General features: G+C 64.1%; 23 protein-coding genes. 17 read left to right on the top strand and 6 right to left on the bottom strand.

Going from position 1 to position 23,627, the window contains the following annotated elements:
• Nucleotides 1–7: 7 nt before the first annotated feature.
• Nucleotides 8–889, bottom strand: a complete 882-nt coding sequence (gene dapA, locus V2I30_RS14005; RefSeq protein WP_330662800.1) for a 4-hydroxy-tetrahydrodipicolinate synthase — start codon at nucleotides 887–889, stop codon at nucleotides 8–10.
• A gap of 104 nt (nucleotides 890–993) precedes the next feature.
• Between dapA and V2I30_RS14000 the strand changes: the two genes are divergently transcribed.
• The 9 genes from V2I30_RS14000 (at nucleotide 994) to V2I30_RS13960 (ending at nucleotide 9,357) form a co-directional block, all read left to right on the top strand.
• Complete coding sequence (locus tag V2I30_RS14000) at nucleotides 994–2,982, top strand: lytic transglycosylase domain-containing protein (RefSeq protein ID WP_330662799.1); 1,989 nt, start codon at nucleotides 994–996, stop codon at nucleotides 2,980–2,982.
• Nucleotides 2,983–2,989: 7 nt separating this feature from the next.
• The gene (locus V2I30_RS13995) at nucleotides 2,990–3,472 is read left to right on the top strand and encodes a GreA/GreB family elongation factor (protein WP_330662798.1); all 483 of its coding nucleotides are present in this window, start codon (nucleotides 2,990–2,992) and stop codon (nucleotides 3,470–3,472) included.
• Nucleotides 3,465–3,959 carry a hypothetical protein gene (locus V2I30_RS13990; protein WP_330662797.1) on the top strand — a complete coding sequence of 165 codons (495 nt, stop codon included), beginning with the start codon at nucleotides 3,465–3,467 and terminating at the stop codon, nucleotides 3,957–3,959. Before V2I30_RS13995 ends, V2I30_RS13990 begins: the two co-directional genes overlap by 8 nt.
• A 77-nt stretch (nucleotides 3,960–4,036) precedes the next feature.
• Entirely contained in the window at nucleotides 4,037–5,272 is a 1,236-nt protein-coding gene (rlmN, locus tag V2I30_RS13985) for a 23S rRNA (adenine(2503)-C(2))-methyltransferase RlmN (protein WP_330662796.1), read from the top strand.
• Nucleotides 5,273–5,354: 82 nt separating this feature from the next.
• Nucleotides 5,355–6,329: an alpha/beta hydrolase gene (locus tag V2I30_RS13980; RefSeq protein WP_330662795.1), complete on the top strand. Its 975-nt coding sequence runs from the start codon at nucleotides 5,355–5,357 to the stop codon at nucleotides 6,327–6,329.
• A 13-nt stretch (nucleotides 6,330–6,342) separates the two neighbouring features.
• On the top strand, nucleotides 6,343–6,936 hold the full coding sequence (locus V2I30_RS13975) for a class I SAM-dependent methyltransferase (protein WP_330662794.1): 594 nt from the start codon (nucleotides 6,343–6,345) through the stop codon (nucleotides 6,934–6,936).
• The gene (locus tag V2I30_RS13970) at nucleotides 6,933–7,907 is read left to right on the top strand and encodes a septation protein IspZ (protein ID WP_330662793.1); all 975 of its coding nucleotides are present in this window, start codon (nucleotides 6,933–6,935) and stop codon (nucleotides 7,905–7,907) included. Before V2I30_RS13975 ends, V2I30_RS13970 begins: the two co-directional genes overlap by 4 nt.
• Nucleotides 7,908–8,069: 162 nt before the next feature.
• On the top strand, nucleotides 8,070–8,720 hold the full coding sequence (locus tag V2I30_RS13965) for an MOSC domain-containing protein (protein WP_330662792.1): 651 nt from the start codon (nucleotides 8,070–8,072) through the stop codon (nucleotides 8,718–8,720).
• Nucleotides 8,721–8,856: 136 nt separating this feature from the next.
• Nucleotides 8,857–9,357, top strand: coding sequence for a glycine zipper 2TM domain-containing protein (locus tag V2I30_RS13960; protein ID WP_330662791.1), 501 nt, complete (start codon nucleotides 8,857–8,859; stop codon nucleotides 9,355–9,357).
• A 73-nt stretch (nucleotides 9,358–9,430) separates the two neighbouring features.
• Here the strand turns inward: V2I30_RS13960 and V2I30_RS13955 are convergent, their stop codons facing one another.
• Entirely contained in the window at nucleotides 9,431–10,660 is a 1,230-nt protein-coding gene (locus V2I30_RS13955; RefSeq protein ID WP_330662790.1) for an APC family permease, read from the bottom strand.
• 137 nt (nucleotides 10,661–10,797) lie between these two features.
• On the opposite strand from V2I30_RS13955, the gene V2I30_RS13950 reads away from it, so the two are divergent.
• The 4 genes from V2I30_RS13950 (at nucleotide 10,798) to V2I30_RS13935 (ending at nucleotide 14,485) form a co-directional block, all read left to right on the top strand.
• Nucleotides 10,798–11,556, top strand: coding sequence for an SDR family oxidoreductase (locus V2I30_RS13950; RefSeq protein WP_330662789.1), 759 nt, complete (start codon nucleotides 10,798–10,800; stop codon nucleotides 11,554–11,556).
• Nucleotides 11,553–12,230 carry a cytochrome b/b6 domain-containing protein gene (locus V2I30_RS13945; protein WP_330662805.1) on the top strand — a complete coding sequence of 226 codons (678 nt, stop codon included), beginning with the start codon at nucleotides 11,553–11,555 and terminating at the stop codon, nucleotides 12,228–12,230. Before V2I30_RS13950 ends, V2I30_RS13945 begins: the two co-directional genes overlap by 4 nt.
• The gene (locus V2I30_RS13940) at nucleotides 12,227–12,976 is read left to right on the top strand and encodes a molybdopterin-dependent oxidoreductase (RefSeq protein ID WP_330662788.1); all 750 of its coding nucleotides are present in this window, start codon (nucleotides 12,227–12,229) and stop codon (nucleotides 12,974–12,976) included. The genes V2I30_RS13945 and V2I30_RS13940 overlap by 4 nt, the downstream gene beginning before the upstream one ends.
• A 258-nt stretch (nucleotides 12,977–13,234) precedes the next feature.
• On the top strand, nucleotides 13,235–14,485 hold the full coding sequence (locus V2I30_RS13935; protein ID WP_330662787.1) for a cyclopropane-fatty-acyl-phospholipid synthase family protein: 1,251 nt from the start codon (nucleotides 13,235–13,237) through the stop codon (nucleotides 14,483–14,485).
• Nucleotides 14,486–14,526: 41 nt separating this feature from the next.
• Here the strand turns inward: V2I30_RS13935 and V2I30_RS13930 are convergent, their stop codons facing one another.
• A complete protein-coding gene (locus V2I30_RS13930; protein WP_330662786.1) occupies nucleotides 14,527–15,351 on the bottom strand; it encodes an SDR family NAD(P)-dependent oxidoreductase in 825 nt (274 codons plus the stop codon).
• A gap of 153 nt (nucleotides 15,352–15,504) precedes the next feature.
• Between V2I30_RS13930 and V2I30_RS13925 the strand changes: the two genes are divergently transcribed.
• Both V2I30_RS13925 and V2I30_RS13920 read left to right on the top strand, forming a co-directional pair.
• Complete coding sequence (locus V2I30_RS13925) at nucleotides 15,505–16,749, top strand: argininosuccinate synthase (protein ID WP_330662785.1); 1,245 nt, start codon at nucleotides 15,505–15,507, stop codon at nucleotides 16,747–16,749.
• A 998-nt stretch (nucleotides 16,750–17,747) separates the two neighbouring features.
• Nucleotides 17,748–18,404 (top strand): septal ring lytic transglycosylase RlpA family protein, encoded by a 657-nt coding sequence (locus tag V2I30_RS13920; protein WP_330662784.1) that lies wholly within the window; start codon nucleotides 17,748–17,750, stop codon nucleotides 18,402–18,404.
• On the opposite strand, the gene V2I30_RS13915 is transcribed toward V2I30_RS13920, so the two are convergent.
• Together V2I30_RS13915 and V2I30_RS13910 are read right to left on the bottom strand one after the other, a co-directional pair.
• Nucleotides 18,401–19,312: a hypothetical protein gene (locus tag V2I30_RS13915; RefSeq protein ID WP_330662783.1), complete on the bottom strand. Its 912-nt coding sequence runs from the start codon at nucleotides 19,310–19,312 to the stop codon at nucleotides 18,401–18,403. The two genes, V2I30_RS13920 and V2I30_RS13915, sit on opposite strands and share 4 nt — an antisense overlap.
• Nucleotides 19,313–19,693: 381 nt before the next feature.
• Complete coding sequence (locus V2I30_RS13910; RefSeq protein ID WP_330662782.1) at nucleotides 19,694–20,056, bottom strand: hypothetical protein; 363 nt, start codon at nucleotides 20,054–20,056, stop codon at nucleotides 19,694–19,696.
• Between the two features lie 888 nt (nucleotides 20,057–20,944).
• Between V2I30_RS13910 and V2I30_RS13905 the strand changes: the two genes are divergently transcribed.
• Both V2I30_RS13905 and V2I30_RS13900 read left to right on the top strand, forming a co-directional pair.
• Complete coding sequence (locus tag V2I30_RS13905; protein ID WP_330662781.1) at nucleotides 20,945–21,898, top strand: retron St85 family effector protein; 954 nt, start codon at nucleotides 20,945–20,947, stop codon at nucleotides 21,896–21,898.
• On the top strand, nucleotides 21,895–22,869 hold the full coding sequence (locus V2I30_RS13900) for a retron St85 family RNA-directed DNA polymerase (RefSeq protein WP_330662780.1): 975 nt from the start codon (nucleotides 21,895–21,897) through the stop codon (nucleotides 22,867–22,869). The genes V2I30_RS13905 and V2I30_RS13900 overlap by 4 nt, the downstream gene beginning before the upstream one ends.
• 8 nt (nucleotides 22,870–22,877) lie before the next feature.
• Here the strand turns inward: V2I30_RS13900 and V2I30_RS13895 are convergent.
• Nucleotides 22,878–23,627 (bottom strand): ATP-binding cassette domain-containing protein (locus V2I30_RS13895; protein ID WP_330662779.1); only part of this gene is annotated, 750 nt, incomplete at its 5' end.

Here is a 23,627-nt window from a genome sequence, read left to right as displayed (position 1 = left end):
CCTCCTCCTAAATCAGACCCGCATGTTCGAGCGCATCGTCCACCGCCTTGCGGCTCGCCTCGCTCGCATTGCATAGCGGCAGGCGGACATCGGGCGCGAACCAGTCGTGCACGCGGCTCAATGCATATTTGACCGGCGCCGGGCTCGCATCGGAGAACATCGCGTAATGCAGCGGGAACAGCCGGTCGTTCAATTCGCGCGCGCGCTTCAGATCGTAGGCGGTGATCGCCTCGTGGAATTCGGCGCAGAGCGCGGGCGCGACATTGGCGGTGACCGAGATCGCGCCTTTCCCCCCCGCGGCGGCATGGGGCAGCCACAATTCGTCATTGCCCGACAGCTGGCAGAATTCACGCCCGATCCCCATGCGATGATCGGCGACGCGCGACAGGTCGCCGCTCGCATCCTTGATCGCGATGATCGTGTCGGGATATTTGGTGACCAGCTCGATCACCGTGTCGTCCTCGATATCGGTGACGGTGCGGCTGGGCACGTTGTAAAGGACGATCGGAAGCCCACAATTTTCAGCAAGATAGCTGAAATGCGCGATCAGACCCGCCTGGCTCGGCCGGTTGTAATAGGGCGCCACGCACAGCCCCGCCGCCGCCCCCGCCTTGCGCGCGAAATTCATGTGCAGGCAGGCATTCATCGTGTCATTGCTGCCGCATCCGGCGATCACCGGCACGCGCCCCGCCGCCTGTTCTATGCACACTTCGATGACGCGGTGATGCTCTGCGTTGGAGAGCGTCGAGGCCTCCCCCGTCGTGCCGCAGGGAACGAGCCCCGAGGCGCCGTGTTCGATCTGCCAATCCACGAGTTTGCGAAAAGCCGCCTCGTCGAACGAGCCATTGCGAAAAGGGGTCGCCAATGCGGGAATGGAGCCGCTGAACATTGAAATTTCCTATGGCCGTTCAAATATCTGACAGGCAATGGGGGCCAGATGTGACGCTTCGTCCCCTATCCTGTTTCACGCCTGATAAGGAGCCGATCGGCACCATGTCCAGCACGGTTCGACTTCCGCATTTTCGCCTCCGTATGCTCGCAAGCGCGGCAATCGCCGCTTTTGCCGCCCTGACCCTACCGGCGAACGCGCAAACGCCCCCTCCCGGCGACACCGCGGTGGGCGCGCCGACCCTGCGTAGCAACCTCGTCGCGCAGCAGCCTTCGCAGATCGCCGCGGCGATCAGCAGGTGGGAGCAATTGCAGGCGGATCGCGAGCGCAGCTTTGTCGATTATGCCGGCTTCGCACTCGCTTTTCCCGAATTTCCGCGCACCGAGATCATCCGCATCCGCGCCGAAAACCGGCTGGACGAGGAAGCGCCCCCGCAGGCGCAGATCCTCGATTTCTTCGACAATCTCGCTCCGCTGACGAATAGCGGGCGGGCGCGTTATGCCCTCTCGCTCGCAGGCGCGCAGCGGCCCGAGGCGTTCGACGTTGCGCGCGAGGCATGGCGCGGCGGCGAGATGTCGGGTCCGACAGAGGCGTATCTGCTGGGCCTGTTCGGGGCGCGGTTTACTCCCGAGGATCACGCCGCGCGCATGAACGCGCTGCTGTGGCAGGGTGAGGCCGAGGCGGCGGCGCGGCAGGTGATCAACCTTGCCCCCGCCGACCGCGATCTCGCCATGGCGCGGCTTGCCCTGCTGCGCGGCACCACGCCGCAAAGCGCCGGGATCGCGGTGCCGGCCGAGGCGGCGGGCGATGCGGGCTATACGTTCAATCTTCTCAATTACTACCGCTCGCGCCGGATGACCGAGGCGGCGATCGACCTGCTCGCCAATCGCGGCAGCTTTGCCGCCCCCGCCTTCGACGGCGAGGCCTTCGTCAAGGACATGCTCGCGGTTGCCGAGGCGGCGGGCGCGTCAAGTTCGGTGCGGATCGCTGCACGCGTCGACGATCTGTTCGCACCGGGAACCGACATTTCAGAAGGCTCCTTTGCCTTGCGCGATGCCTATACCGACCTGATGTGGCTGGGCGGCACCAATGCGCTGTGGGAGATGCGCGACGGCGCCTCGGCGGCGCCGCTGTTCGAACGTTACGGCAAGGCGGCGCGCACGCCGCTGACCCGGTCCAAGGGCTTTTTCTGGGCCGGGCGGGCCGCGCGTCAGGCGGGGCTGGAAGAGGACGCCCGCCGTTATTTCGAAATGGCGGCGGAGTTTCCGCATTACTATTACGGTCAGCTCGCGCTCGATGCGCTGGGCCGGCCCATGCCCTCCTTTGCGCAGCTGCCCGCGCTCGAAGTCGACGCCGCCACGCGTGCCGAATTCGAAGCCCGTCCGCTGGTGCGCGCGATCCGCTCGGTCGCCGCCAATCGCCGTGACTGGCGCACCGAGCGCCGCTTCTTCCAGGCGATCGGAGAAAGCGCGACGAGCGAGCAGGAATTGCTCCTGACCGACGCCCTCGCGCGCGAGACCGGGCTGGAGGAAATGGCGGTCGTGGTCGGCATGGAAGCGGGGGCCAACGGCTTTACGGGCTTCGAGCGCATCGGCTTCCCGACCGTGCCCACCCCGCCCGCAACCGACTGGACCATGGTCCATGCGATCGCCCGGCAGGAAAGCGAGTTCGACCGCACCCGGCGCAGCCACGCGAACGCGGTCGGCATGATGCAGCTGTTGCGCAGCACCGCGCGCGAGGAAGCGGGCATTCTCGGCATTCAATATATGGCCGCCGATCTCACCGAGGATCCGCAATACAATATCCGCCTGGGCGATGCGCATTTCGCCCGCCGCATGGACCTTTATGGCGGGGCCTATCCGCTGGCGCTCGCCTCCTACAATGCGGGGCCGGGCCGGGTGCGGCAATGGCTCGCGCTCAACGGGGATCCGCGCCGCGGCGGGATGGACTGGGTCGAATGGATCGAGCGGATCCCGGCCAATTTCGAAACGCGCTATTACGTCATGCGTGTGATCGGCAATGCGGTGACCTATTCGCATATGTATCCGGATCGAGCCGGGCGGCCGCGCACGGTCGACAGCTTCCTGCCCTAGCATTTCCGTGACGCAGAAGCCGGGTCCTCCGATCACGCCCGCGGGGCTGGCGGCGCTGAAGGCGCGCTACGACCACCTGCTGGGCACCGAGCGTCCGGAGATCGTCGAGATCGTCAGCTGGGCCGCGGGCAATGGCGATCGCAGCGAGAACGGCGACTATCTCTACGGCCGCAAACGCATGCGCGAGATCGACCGCGAGCTCGGCTATCTCGCGCGCCGGATGAAGGCGTGCCGCGTGGTCGATCCTGCCAACCAGCCCGATCGGACGCGCGTTTTCTTCGGCGCCCGCGTCGAGCTTGCCGATGAAGACGATGCGGCCTGCGAGGTGACGATCGTGGGCGACGATGAACAGGACGCGGGCGAAGGGCGGATCGGGTGGAGTTCTCCGTTGGCGAAGGCGCTGAAAGGCGCCTCGGTCGGGGATGTGCGCCAAGTCAGGCTTCCTGCAGGCGTGCGAGAATGGGAAGTGATGGCGATTCATTATGATTAGGCCCGCCCTCCTCCGCCTCGCGCTGCCACTCGCCACCCTCCTGTTCGCCGCGCCGGATGCAGCGGCGCGCCAGTCGCTCGGCGTGTTCGAAAGCTGGGCGGCCTTCCGCGATACTTCGCCCGCGCGCTGTTATGCCATCGCCATGCCGCGCGGGGGAAGCGAGGATGGCGCCTATGCCAGCATCGCCACCTGGCCCGCGCGCGGCGTGCGCGGACAGGTTCACTTGCGCCTGTCGCAGGTGCCGCGAGAGGGGAGCGCCGTTTGGCTGACGATCGGGCAGCGCCGCTTCGATCTGGCGGCACAAGGGCGCAATGCGTGGGCGCAGGACGCCGCCATGGATGCCGCCATCGTCGCCGCCCTGCGCTCGTCCGGCCAGATGCGAGTCAGCGCGCGCAGCAGGAGCGGCCGGCGCTTTTCCGACCGCTACGACTTGCCCGGCGTCGCCACCGCGATCGACGCCTCGCTCGTCAGCTGCGCCTCGCGCTAGGCGGCGGCCTGGGCCAGTGATTTAGGCCAGTGACCTAGGCAACCGTGCTGCATCGCACTATATGCCCTCGCACCGCCATGGCCGACACAGACCTCATGACCATCCCGGGACAAGTGGACCCGGTTCCCGTCGCGCGTGACATCACGCCGCGCGAAGACGGTCGCATGGACCTCATCGGCCTGCCCCGCCCGCGCATTCGCGAATTGTTGGCCGAAGCCGGGCTCGATGCGCGGCAGGCGAAGCTGCGCGCCAAGCAGGTGTTTCACTGGCTCTATCACCGCGGCGTCACCGATTTCGATGCGATGACCGACATCGCCAAGACGATGCGCCCGTGGCTGGCGGAACGTTTCGTGATCGGGCGGCCCAACGTGGTCGAGGCGCAGCACAGCTCGGACGGCACCCGCAAATGGCTGCTCCAGACCGATGACGGTCACGAATTCGAGATGGTGTTCATCCCCGATGCGGACCGGGGCACCCTGTGCGTCTCCAGCCAGGTCGGCTGCACGCTCAATTGCACCTTCTGCCACACCGGCACGATGCGGCTGGTGCGCAACCTGACGCCCGGAGAAATCGTCGGCCAGGTCATGCTCGCGCGCGATGCGCTGGGCGAGTGGCCCAAGGGACGGATGGACGATCTGGGCGAAGAAGAGGCCGGCCACTACACCGCCGACGGGCGCCTGCTCACCAACATCGTGATGATGGGCATGGGCGAACCCTTGTACAATTTCGAGCATGTGCGCGATGCGCTCAACCTCGTGATGGACGGCGACGGGCTCGCCCTGTCGAAGCGGCGGATCACGCTTTCCACCAGCGGCGTCGTGCCGGCGATGGAGCGTTGCGGCGAGGAGATCGGGGTGAACCTCGCTGTGTCTCTGCACGCCGTGACGAAGGAAGTGCGCGACGAGATCGTGCCGCTCAACCGCAAATACGGGATCGAGGAGTTGCTGCAGGCCTGCGCCGACTATCCCGGCGCCTCCAATGCCCGGCGCATCACCTTCGAATATGTGATGCTGAAGGACAAGAACGACAGCGACGCAGATGCGCGCGAGCTGGTCCGCCTGCTCAAGCAGTTCGATCTGCCGGCCAAGGTCAATCTCATTCCCTTCAATCCATGGCCGGGCGCCGCCTATGAATGCTCTAGCCCTGAGCGGATCAAGGCGTTCAGCGACATCGTCTTCGAAGGCGGGATCAGCGCGCCCATCCGCACGCCGCGCGGCCGCGACATCGACGCCGCCTGCGGCCAGCTCAAAACCGCGGCGCAGAAGAAAAGCCGTGCCGAACGCGACCGCGAGGCGGCTGCCGCCGCGCTGTAAAGCCATGACGCGCTGAAAGCGCTGGCCTTTTGAACGGCCTCGTGAAAAACACGAGGCGACCTTCAATACAGCGCGAGGTTCCATGTTGATCCGTTCGATCCTGTGCAGCGCGGCGCTCGGCCTTTCTGCCTTCGCTCCCATAAATGACCTTGCGGCGTCCACCGCCGACACCGCCCTCGCCGAAGAGATCGGCGCAGGCGATGACCTGCCCGGCTCCTTCTTCATAAAGCCCGCGGGTGAAGGTCCGCACCCGGCGATCATCGTCATGGGCGGCAGCGAGGGCAATGATGCCTCGGCCCGGCGCATGTCGGAACTCTTCACCCAGCAGGGCTATGCCGTCTTCGGCCTGATCTATTATTCGCCCAAATATTGGGGCGCGAGCGAAGCGAAGTTCCCGCAGCTCCCCTCCGCCTTCGCCTCGATCCCGGTCGAGGGGGCCGAGCGCGCGCTGAACTGGCTGCGGGAACGAGAGGACGTGCGAGCCGATGCGATCGGCCTTTACGGCGTGTCGAAGGGCGCGGAATATGCGCTGCTCGCTGGAAGCAAGATCGAAGGCTTCGCCGCGATCGCCGCCATCGTGCCCAGCGACGTGGTGTGGGAAGGCTGGGGATCGAGCGCCGAGGCCGGCACATCCAGCTCTTTCTCGTGGCGCGGCGAACCGCTCGCCTTCGTTCCATATATCAAGATGCAAGAAGAGATCGCGAAATACGGGACGGACGAAACACCACGCCTGCGCACACCGCAGGATGCGGGCCGGCACCATGCGCCGGGGCGCGTGCCCGCCGCCCGGATTAGAGTCGAAACGATCGACGAGCCGGTGCTGGTTGCGGGCGGCGATCAGGACGATGTCTGGGCCTCGGGCGAAATGGCGCAGGCGATCGCGGAGCGCAGGGCGGAAGCGGGCCGGGAAACCGTAAGCCTGATCTTCCCTGATGCCGGCCACGCGCTGTCGGGCGATCCGACGCCGAACGACTGGTCGAGCGAAGCCGATGTCGAAGCGCGCAAGGTCATCTGGCCGGCCACGCTCGATTTCTTCGCCGCGCATCTGAAGGATTGAAGGCCACCCATCCTTGGCTATCGATCAGGCCACCTACGACTTCTATCAGCAGCGCGCGCCCTATTTTACGGCGAGCGGGGCACAGGGACATAGTCGTCATCTGGATGGCTTCCTCGCCCGGCTTTCGCCCGGTGCGCGCATCCTCGAACTGGGCTGCGGCGGTGGACACGATGCAGCCCATATGCGGAAGCACGGCTTCGATGTGGATGCGACCGATGGCATTCCGGCGATGGTCGCCAAGGCCAATGAACGCCACGACATCGGCGCGCGGCTCATGCGCTTCGATCGGCTCCATGCCGAGGGCGAATATGACGCGATCTGGGCGCATGCCTCCCTGTTGCACTGCCCTCGCAGCGCCCTGCCCGCGGTCCTCGCCCGCATCTACCGCGCCCTGAAGCCGGGCGGACTGCACTTCGCTTCCTACAAGCTGGGAACCGGCGAAAGGCGCGACCTGCTCGGACGCCTGCACAATTTCCCGACCTTCGACTGGCTATGCCAGCTTTATGTCGAGGCGGGCCTCGCCCTCGTCGAGACCGAGATCTATGCCGGGGAGGCAAGCGATGGCACCCAGCGGAATTGGGCCGCGCTGACAGTGGAGAGACAATGACACACGAAGCCGGCCTGTCCTTTCCCTATCGCCGCAAGTTTACGGTGGGCGAGCATCGGGGCGAGGTCGTCGTGCGCTCCGGCATGCGCGGCAATTTCAGCGAGTTGTCGATAGATGGCGCCGTGCTGGCGCGCGACCACACGCCTGCGACCGGCGTCGAGGGTGCACGCAACCACAAGCTGACCGGCGAACTCCCCGATGGTCGCAGGGTCGAGGTCGAAGCGGGCTATATCAACTGGTGGAATATCGGCATCGCGGTGCGGGTCAAGGACGAGCTGGTCCATGAAAGCCACCCCGGCAAGCGGATCGCCATGCCCGATGGCGCGAAGAAGATGCTCGAAAAATCGGGCAGTCCCGAAAATTACGATCCCGAAACCTGGAACCGCAACAAGATCCCTATCTCGGTCGATATCGGCCTCGGCCTCCTTTTTTTCGTCGTCGCCAAGCTGACCGACCTCACCACCGCGGCCTTCGTCGGCGCGGCCGCTGGCCTCATCCTGCTGGCCGTTCAGAAGGTCACCAGGATCGATCTGTTGGGCGGTCTTGCGATGTTCGGCATCCTCCTGCTGCTCGTTTCCGCGGGTCTTGCGCTCATGTTCCAGTCCGACGAGGCCGTGAAATATCGCACGACCGTCGTCGGCCTGTTCTCCGCCACCCTGTTCGTGACGGACGGGCTGACCGGGGGGAAGCGGCTGGGCGCGCGGCTCAAGCGCTATTTGCCCTACAAGGATATCGACCCCCGGCGCCTTGCTCTGGGCATGGGTGCGATGGGGCTGGTCATGGCTTCGCTGAACCAGCTGGTGGCGATGCTGGCCTCGACCGATGTCTGGCTTTATTATTCGACCTTCTTCGATTTCGTGATCGCCATCGCCCTCATCTATTTCGTGTTTCAATATGCGCGCGGCGAGATGTGGCGCGGGGTCGGCCCGACCTATCGCGAGCAGTTGGAAGCCGAGCCGCTTGAAAGCTGACGCGCTTTCCTACCTGCGCGATTTGTGCTGCAAAACGCCTATGACGAAGCACGGGACAATTTGTTCGGGAAACGAAGGTGTTGCCGCTTTGCGCGCAGCCGGAGTTTCTTCCCCCAGGACCGTGTTCCATGTGTTCCATCCTGTAGGAAACGAGGCCGCGCCATGAAGCATGTGGTCGAGGCGATCTGCACCGGCACCGCGCGGCCCTTCAACGGGGCGGAGACGAGCGCAATTGCCAAACAGCCGCGCGAGGGAGTGCTGCAATTTCTCGAAGACGGCCTTACGCGAGACGAGCAGGCCGACCGCCGCGTTCATGGCGGACCGGAAATGGCGGTTCACCTCTATCCGCTCGACCATCACACCTTCTGGCGCGAGGAACTGGGCGACATCGCCCTCCTCGATGAACCGGGCGCCTTCGGATCGAACCTTGCCGTGCGCGGGATCGAGGAGAAGGACGTCCATATCGGCGACCGCTTTCGCCTTGGCACCGCGCTTCTCGAGGTAAGCCAGCCGCGCCAGCCCTGCTGGAAGATCGAACACCGCTTCGCAAAGGCCTGCGATGCGAAGGGCATGATCGCGCGGATCGTCGAGACGGGTCGCAGCGGCTGGTACTTCCGCGTCGTCGAAATCGGCGAGGCGCGGGCCGGCGATACGCTCGAACGGATCGCGATCGGCGAATCGGAGTGGAGCGTAGCTCGGACATTTTCAGCCCTAATCGCCGGCCGCGCGAGCAAGAAAGAACTCCAGGAACTGGCCGATGTGAAAAAATTGGCCCCAAAGCTTCGCGAGCGGGCGCGCTCGAAGATTGGCTGAAATGTGTCGCTCGCCTCGTCGCAGCTGTGCGACGTTCGGCCTTGCTGACGGGAAGTCCAACGGGCCGTTCATCTACCATTCTCCTTTCCTGAACGAAACAGAGCTCACCCCATCTCCTCGGGAAAGGACCCAAGCAATGAAGACAATCGCCATCGCAGCCGCCGCTTCCTCCCTCGCACTCCTCGGCGCCCCGGCCGCCGCCGCCGCCAACACCGCCGAGAGTGCGCCCGGCTTCTCGAACTTCGCCTCTCCCTCGCACGGCGCGATGCTCGCACCCTTCGGCGCCGAACTCGATTTCACCAATGTCGCGCGCTACGACGACGATGATTGGGACGACGACGATCGGCGCTGGCGCCGGGGCCGTGGCTGGCGCGACGACCGCTACGACCGGCGCGGCCGCTATTACGAACCGCGCCAGATCCGCCGCGGCGACCGCGTGTGGCGCGGACGCGACGGGCGCTTCTATTGCGAGCGCGGCAATGGCACCACCGGGCTGGTCGTCGGCGCGGGCGTGGGCGCACTGCTCGGCCGCACGATCGACACCCGCGGCGACCGGACGGTCGGCACGCTGCTCGGCGGGGCGCTGGGCGCGGTACTCGGCCGCGAGATCGATCGAGGAGGCGCACGCTGCCGCTAGATCACGCTCTCACTATGCAACTCGGGCGCCGTCCATCCCTCGCGGATGGGCGGCGCCCTCTCGCTGGAGGAGACTAGCTGCTCTGTCCGATCCCCGTGATCCACAAGGCGATCTGGCCAATGACAGTCAGCGTGCAGAACACAACGCCCAGGATCGGCACGATCATCCACATATTGGGCACGTCGTCCGGCTGATCCTCGCGCTTGAGCTTCCACAGCGCTGCATTGACGGCGATGAAGACCAATAGGATCGCAAGGCTCGTGCCGCTCGCCAGAGTGCCGAGCGGGACAAACAAGGCAAGAGCCAGGACCACGCCGACCGCGATCAGGGTGGCGATGATCGGCGTGTTGGTCGTCTCGTTCACCCTGCCCACCCATTCGGGCATGGAAGAGCGCCCGTCGCGGCCCATGTCGAGCAGCAGCCGGCTCGCCGCGATCACCTGGGTCAGCGCGCCGTTGACGATCACGAACAGGCTGGCGATCGCCAGAGGCAGGGCGGGAAAGCCGCTGTCCTGCGTCGCGGCATAGACCAGCGGTGCATCGGCGCTCGCGATCTCGTCGATGTCGCTTCGGCCACCCAAAGCCGCGGAAACCGCGATGTAGAAGATGAAGACGATGATAAGCACGACCCACATGGCGCGCGGCAATGTGGTCTTGACGTCCTTCACCTCCTCCGCCGTCTGCGCGACATCGCCGAAACCGATGAAAGAGTAGATCGCCAGAAACGCGCCGGCGAGAATGCCGCTCGCCGCGCCGGCATTACCGATCCCCTCGCCTTGCGCGAATGCCTCGGGCCAGCCCAGCAAGCTGTCGCGCAGCAGCCACAGCATCAGCACCAGCGTGCCGATCCCGACCAGGGTGGTGAGCGTCATGAACCAGGCGCTCTGCTTCATTCCTGCGATCGAGATGATGCCCAACAATGCGACGAGGCCGGTGGTGGCGACCCATTGCGGGACATTCACGAAACTGTTGAGGTAGGAGACGAAACCGGTCGTGATCGTCGCGCCCGAGACGATGTTGGCGACGATCAGCATCCAGCCCACAGCCGCCGCCAATGCGGAGGACCCGAACGCTTTCTCGGTATAATCGATCGCCCCCCCGGCGGTCGGCACGCGCGCCGCGATCTCGGCGAAGGACAAGGCGGTGAAAACCGCGACGAGGCCCGCCGCGGCGTAGGCGATGGGAGCGAGCGCCCCAGCCTTGCCCATGACCTCTCCGATAACGACGAATATGCCGGCGCCCAGGATCGTCCCGGTGCCGTAGAAAATCAGGTTTCCAAGTCCCATCGAGCGCTCGAGCGCCATAAATTACCCCCCTTCGCATCGTGTTGGCATGGCCCTTGAAGCAGCGAGGCGGCGCTAAGTTCCGATTTTCGGCTGTCGACCGATCGCGTACGCTGCGGACTGGTCACGCACGGCGCGCTGTGCTTAGCTGAGCCGCGATGACCAAGCCGGCAATCCTCGTGACCGGCGGCGCCAAGCGCATCGGCGCCGCGCTCGCGCGAGCTTTTGCGAATGCCGGATGGCATGTCGTCATCCATTACGGCTCATCCGCGAAGGAAGCGCGAAACCTCGCCGGCGCGCTGCCCAGCGCCGAAGTCGTTCAATGCGACCTGGCCGACGACGGGGCGGCGGTGTCGATGATCGAGGATCTGTGCGCCCGCCTCCCCACTTTTCGCTGTCTGATCAACTGCGCCGCGATTTTTCGCTATGACGATGCAACCAATCTCGATCCCCGGACGAACCGGGACTCGATGCAGGTCAACGCGCTCTCCCCCGCCCGCATGATGCAGGCCTTTCTCGCCCACGCGAAAGGCCCCGCGCCGCTTTGCGCGATCCAATTCAGCGACATGAAGATCGCGAACCCCAATCCCGATTTCTACAGCTACACCATGTCGAAGCACGCCGCCGCCTCGACCATCGCGATGCAGGCGATCCACGCGGGCGATGCGGCGCGCATCTACGGCATTGCGCCGGGCGCGATCCTTCCCAGCCACGATCAGAGCGAGGCGGAGACCGAAGTCTCGCACCGCATGAATCTGCTCGGTCGCAAAACCGGCGTCGACGAGATCGCCGGCGCGGCCCTGTTCCTCGCCACCGGTACGCTCAAAAGCGGTTCGACGCTCTATGTCGACAGCGGTCAGCATATGCTGAGCCAGGACCGTGACATCATATACCTTGCCCGGAGGGAAGCCGTCTGAAACGCCATGCACTCACCACCCGCATCTGGCACTGGCTCAACGCCCTCGCCTTTGTCGTGCTGTTCATGTCGGGGCTCAATATCTCGAACGCGCATCGCTACCTTTACTGGGGTGATTACGGCTTCGACCCTGCCGACGCGTGGGCTGCCATCATTCGCTTTCCGTCCTGGGCGACGATCCCGCAGCGTTACGACCTCGCCGAAGCACGCGACTGGCACAATCTGTCCGCCTGGATCTTCGCCCTCGCACTGCTCGTCTGGTGGATCGCCAGCCTCGTGGGTCGCCATTTCCGCCGCGACATCGCCACGAGCGCTCGCGAATGGGCGCCGCGCAGCCTCGCCCGCGACGTGATCGCCCATCTCAAGGGACATTTCGATCACGGCGAAGGCATCTACAATACGCTGCAGCGGATCGCGTATGGCATCGTCCTCGGCATCCTCCTGCCGCTGATGATCCTGACGGGCCTCGCGATCAGTCCCGGTTTCGAGCCGGCAGCACCATGGCTGGTCGACGTTCTGGGTGGGCGACAGAGTGCGCGCAGCCTTCACTTCATCACCGCCTGGACGCTTGCCGGCTTTTTCGTCCTGCATATCGCGCTGGTGCTGCTGTCGGGGCCAGTGCAGCAGATCGCCGCGATGATCACCGGCGGCTCGCGCAAGGAGACCTTACGATGACCGATATGAAGCGCCGATCCCTTCTTGCCGGGCTGGCCGCACTTCCGGCCGCGGGCTGCACCGAACTTGCCGAAACCGGCCCTGCACGCGGTCTGTTCGACGCGGTCGAAGGCTGGCACCGGGCGACGCACCGCACGCTGGCGGCGAGGCAGGCGCTGGCGCGCGAATATACGCCCGAAGACCGATCGCCGGACATTCGCGGCAATGGGTCGCTCACAGTGGACAGCGAGTATTACCGTGCACAGCTTGCAAACGGCTTCGCCGACTGGCGCCTTGAAGTGCGCGGTCTGGTCGATAACCTGCTTTCCCTCGGCCTCGACGAGATCAAGGCCCTGCCTCAGCGCACCCAGATCACCCGCCACGATTGCGTCGAGGGGTGGAGCGCGATCGCCGAATGGACCGGCCCGCAACTCAGCCACCTGCTCGACGCGGCCCGGTTGCGCGAAGAAGCGCGGTTCATCGTCTTCCGTTGCGCCGACACGCTCAATGGCAACGACTATTACGAGAGCATCGACCTGGTCGACGCCTATCACCCGCAAACCATCATCGCGCACGGATTGAACGGCGAGCCTCTTCCCGAGAAGAACGGCGCGCCCCTGCGCCTCAGAGTCGAGCGGCAGCTGGGCTACAAGCACGCCAAATATCTCACCGCGATCGAGGCGGTCGCGAGCTTCGACGACATTCATGCCGGCAAGGGCGGCTATTGGGAGGATGTCGGCGACTATCAATGGTATGCCGGCATCTGACGCGCCCCGCCCGCTTGGCCGAGATAGATGCGCTCCATCGCCGCCCGGTCGTCGGCAGACCCCTTCGGAAACGCCTCGAACGACGCGTCGGCAGGCATGGTTTTCGGCGCGCTTATGTTGCTTCCTCCCGTTTGGCGATTGACATGCCAGCCTATCGCCCGGCATCAATCGCGCCTCATCGGGTGAGAGGGGGATGGGCGCTGCATGTGGCTGCTGGACGCATTCTTTAAGAGGGCCATCACAAGTGGCCGGCTGATCGTGACCGACCACGATGGGACAACCCATGCCTATGGCGAACCTGCGGGCGGCAACAACGCGCCGCTGCGCATCCGGCTCACCCACAAGAAGGCCGCCGCGCATATCGCCCGCTACCCGCAGATGGGCGCGGGCGAGGCGTTCATGTGGGGCTGGCTGGTGATCGAGGAGCCGCACGATATCCGCGACCTCCTGCTGTTCGTCACCGCGCAGACGAAGCGGCTGGGCGACACGGCGATCCAGGAGCAGGGCGTGCTGCGCAAGACCGCGGAAAAGCTCGCCTCCGCATTCGACGGGATCAATCTGCGCAGCTCGGCGCGGCGCAATGCCGAGCACAGCTACAACCTCACCCGCGAGCTCTACGAACGCTTCCTCGACGAGGATCGCCAATACACGATGGCCTATTATCGCGGCGATCCGGAGGCGACCTCGCTCGAACGGGCGCAGATGGACAAGAAGGCGCATCTCGCTGCCAAGCTCTACCTCCAGCCCGGCAAGGCCGAGGGGATGCGCGTGCTCGATGTCGGCTGCGGCTGGGGCGGCTTCGCGCTCTACCTGCATCAGATGTACGGCGTCGAAGTGCTTGGCGTTGCTCTGGCGCCCGATCAGATCGCATTCGCGAACGAGCGCGCTGAGGCGGCGGGCGTCGCCGACAAGGTCCGCTTCGAGCTCACCGATTACCGCGACGTCGAAGGCACGTTCGACCGCATCTCCAGCGTCGGCCTCCTCGAACATGTCGGCACCGTCCACTACCCGCAATTCTACGAGAAGACGCACGAGCTGCTGAGCGATGACGGTGTGATGATCTCGCATTGCTGCGGGCGCGCGGGGCCGCCGGGGCGCACCGATGCCTGGACCCGCAAATACATCTTCCCGGGCGGCTACATCCCCGCCCTCTCCGAATTGGTGAAAGAGAGCGAGAAGGCCGGCTTCCAGGTGATGGATGTCGAGGCGATGCGCTTCCACTACGCGCACACGCTGGAGGAATGGTACAATCGCACGGTGATGCACCGCGAGGAGATCACCGCAATGTATGACGAGGTGTTCTACCGCATGTGGCTGTTCTATCTCGCCGGCGCGGAGCAGAGCTTTCGCAATGGCGGTATGGTCAACTGGCAGCTGCAATATGTGAAGGACCGCGCCGCGATTCCGATGACGCGCGACTATATCGCCGAGGAGAGCGCGCGGCTGCGCGAGGCGGGCGAAGTGCCCACCTGGCGCTTCGACCCGGCCATACGCGAGGCCGCGGAATAGGCGCACGGGGGGCTGCACCCTCTCCAAGCGCGCAGCCAGCATCAGAACTTCACGTGGGTGGTGTAGCCGCCATCGACCATCAGGTTCTCGCCCATGACCCAGCACGCCCGCTCGCTGGCGAGGAAGACGATGACATCCGCGATCTCTTCCGGGCGTCCGAAGCGGCCGGCGGGATGGCGATCGCGGTTGTGTTCGTAATAGTCGGGCATGTAGCCCTCCAGGAACGCCCATGATCCATCCTCGACCCGCGTTGGCCCAGGGCACACCGTATTGCAGCGGATGTTCTCGCCGGCGTGGCGATGCGCCAGCTGGTGGACGAGGTTGATCAGCGCCGCCTTCATCGCCGCATAGCTCAGGTTCTCGCCGAACGGGTGATCCTCGATCGCCGCCACGCTGCCGGTCTGGACGAAGGCCCCGCCGCCCGCCTTGCGTAGGTGCGGCAGGGCAGCCTCGAACATCGCGACGCTCGAAAGCAGGTCAACCTCGTAACTGAGATCCCAGCCTTCGCGCGTATTGCCCCGCCCGCCCAATGCGCTCGCATTCGAGACGACGATGTCGATACCGCCCATCGCTTGCGCCGAGCTATCGACCCAGCGGCGCACCGCCTCGCCGTCGGCGCAATCGACCACCTCGCCATGGACCGGCCCCAGTTCGCCCAAGGCTTCAAGCGCTTCGGCAAGCCCGGAGCGCGCCAGCGGATGCCCCTCGCCCTGGAACCCCGCTTCGAAGCTCTCGCCACCGCCCGGTCGCCGTCCGCAGATGGCGACCTGCGCCCCTTCCTTCAGGAACGATTGCGCGGTCGCGAAGCCCAGGCCGCGGGTCGCCGCGCTGATGATCACTTTCTTGCCGTTCAATCCCAGGTCCATCGCACTCTCCCTTCACCTCGTGTCCGACGCAGCTATCGCACGCACGCTCGCCCGGTCGACTAGCGCCTTTACCTGCCGCGCGCCGCGACAGCCCTTCCCTGCGCATCGATTTATCGGCATGGCGCGCCCGAAACGTAAGGAGCACCCGCTGCCATGTCCGCCACCACGTCCGACCGCCCTATCAAACGCGTCGTCCTCGCCTATTCGGGCGGGCTCGACACCTCGGTCATCGCCAAATGGCTGAGCGTCGAGCGCGGGCTCGAAGTCGTCACCTTCACCGCCGATCTGGGACAGGGCGGGGAGATCGAGCCGGCGCGCAACAAGGCCCGGGCGATGGGCATCCCGGACGAGCACATCTTCATCGAGGATTTGCGCGAGGAGTTCGTGCGCGATTACGTCTTCCCGATGATGCGCGCCAATGCCCGCTACGAAGGCGACTATCTGCTCGGCACCAGCATCGCGCGACCGCTGATCTCCAAGCGCCTTGTCGAGATCGCGCATGAGACCGGCGCCGACGCCATCGCCCACGGCGCCACCGGCAAGGGCAACGACCAGGTCCGTTTCGAGCTCAGCGCCTATGCGCTCGATCCCGACATCCACGTCGTCGCCCCGTGGCGCGAATGGGACCTGACGAGCCGCACCGCGCTGATCAAATGGGCCGAGGCGCACCAGATTGCCGTACCCAAGGACAAGCGCGGCGAGGCGCCCTTCTCAACCGATGCGAACCTCCTGCACACCTCGTCCGAAGGCAAGGTGCTCGAGGACCCGTGGGAGGAGACCCCGCCTCACGTCTATTCGCGCACCGAACATCCCGAGAACGCGCCGGACACCCCGGAATATGTCGAGATCGGCTTCGAGCGCGGCGATGGCGTGTCGCTGAACGGCGAGGCGATGAGCCCAGCAACGCTGCTGACCGCGCTCAACGATCTCGGCCGCATGCACAGCATCGGCCGGCTCGATCTGGTCGAGAACCGCTTCGTCGGCATGAAGAGCCGCGGCATGTACGAAACGCCGGGCGGCGAGATCTACGCCCGCGCCCATCGCGGGATCGAGCAGCTCACGCTCGATGCCGGCGCCGCGCATCTCAAGGACGAGCTGATGCCGCGCTATGCGAGCCTCATCTATAACGGCTTCTGGTTCAGCCCCGAGCGCGAAATGCTGCAGGCCGCGATCGATCTCAGCCAGGCGAAGGTTACCGGCACGGCGCGCATGAAGCTCTACAAGGGCAAAGCGAGCGTGGTCGGGCGCAAGAGCCCGCACTCGCTCTATTCCGAGGCTCATGTGACGTTCGAGGACGATGCCGGCGCCTACGATCAGAAGGATGCGGAAGGCTTCATCCATCTGAACGCGCTGCGTCTGAAGTTGCTCGCCCGGCGCGATCGACCGCTGGAGGATTGAGCAGAACGCGCGAGTCGCGCGCGAATGTTGCGCGAAGGGGCAACCATCGCAGTGCCAGGCTTTGCGTTCCTGCCACCGCCTCCGCCCCGCCGCGACCGCCTCCCGCTGTCGCCAAGCGACGAAGCGCCGAGCCGTTGACTTGTCCACCGCCCTCCACAAGCAATCGGGTGCAAAAGTGGATAAGCCGGGCTTGCGCTCCTTGCCAGAACGACGATGCGGGCGCAGTTTGAACTTGTCTTCGAGGCAAGAAGGTTTGGCAAGACGGAGTCGCAAGACCCTGGAATTGCAAGACATCTTCGCAACGAGGATACGATGGTAGTTGTCCACATGCCGCTTGAGGACAGCGTGTGCGGAAGGGCGTTCGCCCTGATGCGGCGCGGTCCGTTCGAAAGGGCATGCAAGCGATCATCGTGACGACCGCCGGGCCGGTTGGCGATAGCTGCGGGCAGAGGTGCTTCGGCACCGAAACCCTAAGTGTTCGACCCGTCAACCACCAGCCAGGCGGTCTCGGCTGGGCCTGCGGGGCAGGCGCGCCATGCGGAAACGGCTTCGGCCTGACCTGCGACGCGCGCGGCCAAGCGGCAGGGTCGGATGCCGGCGCGAGCGCCGGTGAGAACACCGCCCAGCAAGGCGGCGCCGGAACGGACCGGTCCTTCGGGACCATGGCTCCGCGAAGGCACCGCCGGAGGCGGAAGACGCGCCGGGCGCCAAGTGCGCGAGGTGGTGCACCGTTCGAAGGCTCGCTTGCCGGGCCGGATGCGGAACGCACATGACGCGACCACGCGCTGGTGAGAGTGGGGTCGGCAGCGATGCCGGCCCCATTTGCGTTAGCCCTCCCGCATTTGCCCCCGCGCCAAAGGCACCGTGCTGGGGCCGTTCGCGCACCGTCCTGCGGCGGTCCTTCCCTGCTGAATCCGCGTTAACCCTACTCGGGTGGTCGCAAACGACGCTCATGTCGCGGCGCCCTGACCCGTATGCGCGGCGCGAAGAGTGCTGTCATGTTGCCACATTTGCCCGTCGCCTCCTATATCCGCCCGATCATGGACACCGTTGCACATTCCCCGAGCCGCCGCGGCGGCGCCCGGCGCGCACCGTTCGCATGGACACGGATCGCCGCCATCGGCCTCGTCGCCGGCATTCCGCTCGGCGCTTCGAGTGCGCAGACCCTGCCGCTTACCACCACCGCGCCCGCCCCGATCGAGGCCGCGGGCGAGGCGAACGACGCCATACCCTTCGCCGCCCACTTCACCGAAGTCGTCGAGCCGCTCGGCCCCGAACTGCAGCACATGGAGCTCGCCGTCCCCGCCACTGCGGTCGATCTCGACACGTTCGAGCCGCCCGTAGAGGACCCGATCCTGCGCTCGCTCGGCATCGGCACCGCCTCCTATTACGGCCGCCGCTTCCACGGCCGCCGCACCGCCAATGGCGAGCGGTTCGACATGCGGGCGCTGACCGCGGCGCACAAGACGCTCCCCTTCGGCAGCCTCGTGCGGGTCACCAATCCGCGCAACGGGCGCAGCGTGACGGTGCGCATCAACGATCGCGGCCCCTTCACCCGCGGGCGCGAGATCGACCTCAGCCGCGCCGCCGCCGAGGAGATCGGCATGATCGCGCGCGGCCATGGCCGGGTCGAGATGGAGCTGCTCGCCCGCTAGGCGTCGCCTTCAGCTTCCGCCCCACACTCCTCTTCGGGCGGCACCACCTCCCACCAGCGCGCCTCCCCCGCCTCGAAGGCGATGAGCTGCGCCCGCTCGATCCGCTCGCCGAAGCCGCGCGGATCCATCGCCCCGCGCCGGATCGCCAGCGCATAGCCGTCGGGCGCCGCCTCGGGCCGCGCATCGTCCATCGCCGCCAGCCGCCGGTTCAACGCCGCCGGATCGCCGCCCTCGCCGTCGTCCCCCGCCCCACCGTCGCCACCAGCAAGCTCCTCCGCTTCCGCCCGCTCGAGCTCTGCCAGCTCCTCCGCTTCGGCCTCTTCCAGCGCCGCCAGTTCGGCAGCCTCCTCTTCCGCCTCGCGCGCGGCGCAAACCCTACAGGATGGAACGGGTGGAACACGGTCCTGGTAACAATCGCGCCCGCCCGTACACAGCACGTCGTCGATGGCCGCGCCCCGCTCCAGCGCCTCGATGCAATCGTCGAGCTGCGCCAGTGCGCCCGTCACCTCCTCGCGCTCTCCCAGCCGATCGAGCCGCGCGAGATGCGCCAGCAAGAGCCGGTCGGAATAGCGCTTGCGCGAGCCCACCTCCTCGCCGTGGTAATAGACCACCTCCTCCACCCCGTTGATCGCCCGGTCGGCGAGCGTCGCCTCCGCCGCCGCCCGCGCCGCCACCAGCGCCGCGTCCCAGGCGAGCGCAAAGCCGTTGGAGCGCCGCCGCGCGCGATAGGCCGTCTGCGCCGAGATCGACGCCGCCCGGCAGGCAAGGCGCACATTGCCGAACAGCTGCAGCTGCTTGAGGAAGACCGCCTGGCGATTGGCGGTGAGGATGGTGTGATGGCCTTGGCCGGAGGTGGCGGTGGTGTCTGTGAAGGTCGGGTGGGTGATGATCTGGGTGGGGGCGTTCATGGGAAGAGGAGTCCTTTGCTACTGGCGCTGAACGGTCGGCGACCAGCCGACCGCAAGCGCGACTGCGCGTCGCCGCTTATGCGGCGTAGCCAAGCGGGCCGGATGGCCCGCGCCCGGCGCTTGAGGGCGAAAACAAAAACGCGCCGATGGGACTCTCTCAGATACGCATTTTGGGTAGTGTAGGAAAATCCTGCCGCGCCAAGGGCTTGGCGGCGGAGCACGGTCGCGCAGCGACCGCAAGCGCGACTGCGCGTCGCCGCTTATGTGGCGTAGCCAAGCGGGCCGGGAAGCGAAGCTGAACGAGCGAAGCGAGGACATCGCCCGCGCCCGGCGCTTGGAGACGCAGACGGCGCGCAGCGCCAGCGCGAAAACAAGCAGCGTTCAGCTCGCCTCGATCCCCAGATCCTCGGCGCAGCGCAGCAGGGCGCGCTGGTTTTCCGCGCGGTCGACGCTGCCATCGGAGATCGGCTGTTCGGTGCCCTCCGCGATCCGCTCGTTGAGGCAGGTGCACAGGCTCGCCGCCTGCTCGCGGGTGATGTCGGGATTGTCCTTCTCGGTGCGGGTAACGCATTGGGCAAACACCTGCCCCTCGGCCCCGCCCCCGTAATCGCGCGGATCGGCCAGATCGCTGCACGCGGCGGTCAGCGCCAGCGCGGCCGCGCCCAGCGCGATGCGGGCGAACCCGGCGCGCAGAACAGGAAGAACGCGCACGTCCGGGCGAGAGGGTGTTGCGATGAAAGCCATCCCTCGCCCTACAGGATTGGCGGGATTAAGATAGCGGTGATGGGGCGGGGTGAAGAAAACGCATCGTTCTCGAGACGACTGCCAGCGACCATTCCCGGCCACAAGGCGCACCCTGCCCTTACTCGTCATTCCGGACTTGATCCGGAATCAGCCTTACTTCCTGCCCGCCAAAAAAAGAAGCCAAGCCCCGGATCCCCCGCCTGCGCGGGGGCAGGCCAGTCCGGGGCGACGAAGCCAATATACAGCGCGCTCCGGCCCTTCGACTGCCTGCCAAGGCAGGCGCTCAGGATAAACTGCCCGAAGGGCAGGCGGGAGCGCAGAGCCGGCCAGTGCGTCCGTGATTACCCTGGATCCCCGCCTGCGGGAAGATGCGCAAAAGATCACCAAATCGGCACCCGATACTCCCCCAGCACGATCAGCTCATTGCGAGCATGGCGGGTGAGGATTTTGCGGTCCGTCCGAGGACGCTCCCCGATCCGCCCGGCATCGACATGACGCTGCCACTCGCACTGATGATCGTACGAGGTGTCCTTGAAGCACGATCGCGGATTAGTGCCGATGGGTATGGCTCGCTTGGTGAGGGGGTGAGGCATGAGGCGCTCCAACAACTACAGAGACGGGCCGGATAGCGAAGGTTATGGGTGTAGGAAATCAGAAAGGACCCGGATCATCTTTTTCCTTTGAATGAAGAATTTTTTATCCTACGACTTTTCTCCCTTTACGCGTTTGCAGCGTAATTCAGCTGTGTCGGGCGGTTAGCCAGACCATAAGTTATTGTCGAGTTCTGCGCGGCATGGAGAGACTCCGAGAGCCTCTCTCTCGCCTAGCGGCTCGCCTTACGGACGAGAGGCTCTCGGAGTCTCTCCATGCCTCTCTAAGGTAAAGGGAATGTTTGAAGCACTCGACGATCTTAATGATCGTTTGAACAGAGAGGCCTTACGAGTTCGGCGGCCTAAAGATGTGATATTCTTTTGCGGAGGGTGGATATCCTCCGACGAAAGCGAAAAATCCTCGCCTAGTCTGCGCGACTATCTTTGTCGTATCCGTAACATTCAGAAGTCGCTGAACGCGCAAATCGTTCTTGCTGAAGACGCACAGCAGCTTTATCGTGACACAAATTATCCCGATCTAATTTCCTTTGAAGAAGATATTGCTCGAGTAGCGAGTATCATTCTAGTCATAACAGAAAGCGCAGGGTCTCTCGCTGAATTGGGTGCCTTTTCGTCTGAAGGCGTAATACGTGAAGCTCTCCGAATAATAATAAGTGATGAACATTTTGCACAAGAGTCATTTGTGCGATGGGGGCCCGTAAAACGAGTAGAAGACCTCAGTCGGGAACGAATAGGAACCTTCCCATGGCGCACACATAGCAAAACAGGAAAAATTATCAAATCGAGTATAAATGGTCACATAGGCGATATTGCAAATTTTATTAATGATCAAACTGAAAAAATTGATAAATCCCATCGATATGACATAATTCCAGATCGTCAAATTTTCTTTGATCTAATATGGTTACTTCACCTTTTTGAAGCAGCCCCGCCAGAACCATTGTATGAAGCTGTGCGAAAGATTCACCCCGAAGCCTCTAATGAATATATAAAAGACAAACTATTTACACTCCGTACTTGTAAATGGGTTGGAATTTTCTCTTATTCCGGTCGTGATTTTTATTATTTACCACAGTCTATTGATCCGTATGAATACGCGTATGCACCCGGGCAGCGAGTGCGAGATATAGATGCATCAAAAATCGCAATCTCGACCGAATTTCGTGACGCAATTAGTCTTTCAAAAAACATTCTTAAGCGCCTCTCCGAAGAACGGGGGAAGTTTGAATGACTTTGCTCGAGCTCTTACATTTGGAAACCAGCGCTCCGCTTTCGTCGATCGAACGGGTTGTTCAAACCGCTCCGCGTCGGTATAAAGTTTACACTATACCCAAAAGACACCACCGGGGTCGTCGCACTATAGCGCACCCTGCTCGCGAACTTAAAGTCCTCCAGAGGATTATCTTACGACAAATACTGGATAAGCTTCCAGTTTCAAATATTGCAATGGCGTACATTTCAGATCGAGGTATACTTAAAAACGCTCAGGCCCACCTCGGCGAACGATGGCTTCTCAAACTCGATTTTGAAGATTTTTTTCATTCGATCAAGCCCGCTGACTGGGATCGTGCTGTAAGAACAATAGAGCCCCTCGCAGAATGGAAAGCTGATCGAACCACTTTCCACAAGATCTTGTTTTGGGGCAAGGGTGGACGTGAGCCGACCTGCCTTTCGATCGGCGCTCCAACGTCGCCTTCAATTTCGAACCTCGTATGCAGCAATCTCGATTTATGGATGCAGAATGAAGCTGCGGATAGAGGACTAGCGGTGACCAGATACGCGGATGATATTACTGTCTCTGGTAATAATCTTCCAACTTTACGAAAGTTCGAGCGAGATCTCGGCGCGGCGTTGGCTCGAAATAAGGGGCTTCGCCTATCATTGAACGAAAAGAAGCGTGGTATCTACGGCCCAGGCGAAAAGAAGCTAGTCACGGGTCTTGTCCTCACACCTGATGGCTCAATATCTATCGGCCGCGAGCGAAAAAGGGAAACGCACGCTTTAGTCCACTCTTTCCGCATTGGAAGTGCCGACGTGGCCCAAAAGATGAGGGCCAAGGGAATGCTCGCCTTCGCTGCGATGGCCGAACCAAGCTTTTTAGCACGTCTCAGAGAAAAGTATGGAGAACAAACCGTAAAGAGCATTATGGATTTTGAGGTCGAAGCAGATGCTCTCGTCGAACTTAATGAAGGCCACGCTTAGGAGATTGATCACTCCGCCGCCTCTCGCGCCCCCGCGCCCTTCGCCAACATCGGCGCCAAATACCGCCCCGTAAAGCTCCGCTCCACGTCCGCCACATCCTCCGGCGTGCCCGCGGCGACGATCTCGCCCCCGCGCACCCCGCCCTCGGGGCCGAGGTCCACGATCCAGTCGGCGGTCTTGATTACGTCGAGGTTGTGCTCGATCACCACCACGCTGTTGCCCTGCTCCACCAGCCGGTGCAGCACTTCGAGCAGTTTGCGCACGTCCTCGAAATGGAGGCCGGTGGTCGGCTCGTCGAGGATGTAGAGCGTCTGCCCGGTGGAGCGTTTGGCGAGTTCCTTGGCGAGCTTTACGCGCTGCGCCTCGCCGCCCGAGAGCGTCGTCGCCTGCTGGCCGACCTTGACGTAACCGAGGCCCACTTCGTTCAGCATCCGCATCTTGTCGCGGATGCCGGGGACGGCCTTGAAGAACTCTTCCGCGTCCTCGATCGTCATGTCGAGCACGTCGGCGATCGAGTGGCCCTTGAACTTCACCTCGAGCGTTTCGCGGTTGTAGCGCTTGCCGCCGCAGGTCTCGCAGGTGACGTAGACGTCGGGGAGGAAGTGCATCTCGATCTTGATGACGCCGTCGCCCTGGCACGCCTCGCAGCGGCCACCCTTGACGTTGAAGGAGAAGCGGCCCGGCTTGTAGCCGCGGGCCTGGCTTTCGGGGAGGCCGGCGAACCAGTCGCGGATCTGGGTGAAGGCGCCGGTATAGGT

The organism is Erythrobacter sp. (genome assembly GCF_036351135.1).
In the GTDB taxonomy this organism is placed as follows: domain Bacteria; phylum Pseudomonadota; class Alphaproteobacteria; order Sphingomonadales; family Sphingomonadaceae; genus Erythrobacter.
The sequence above is the reverse complement of the archived record's forward strand: the minus strand, read 5'-3'. Positions and strand labels throughout refer to the sequence as shown.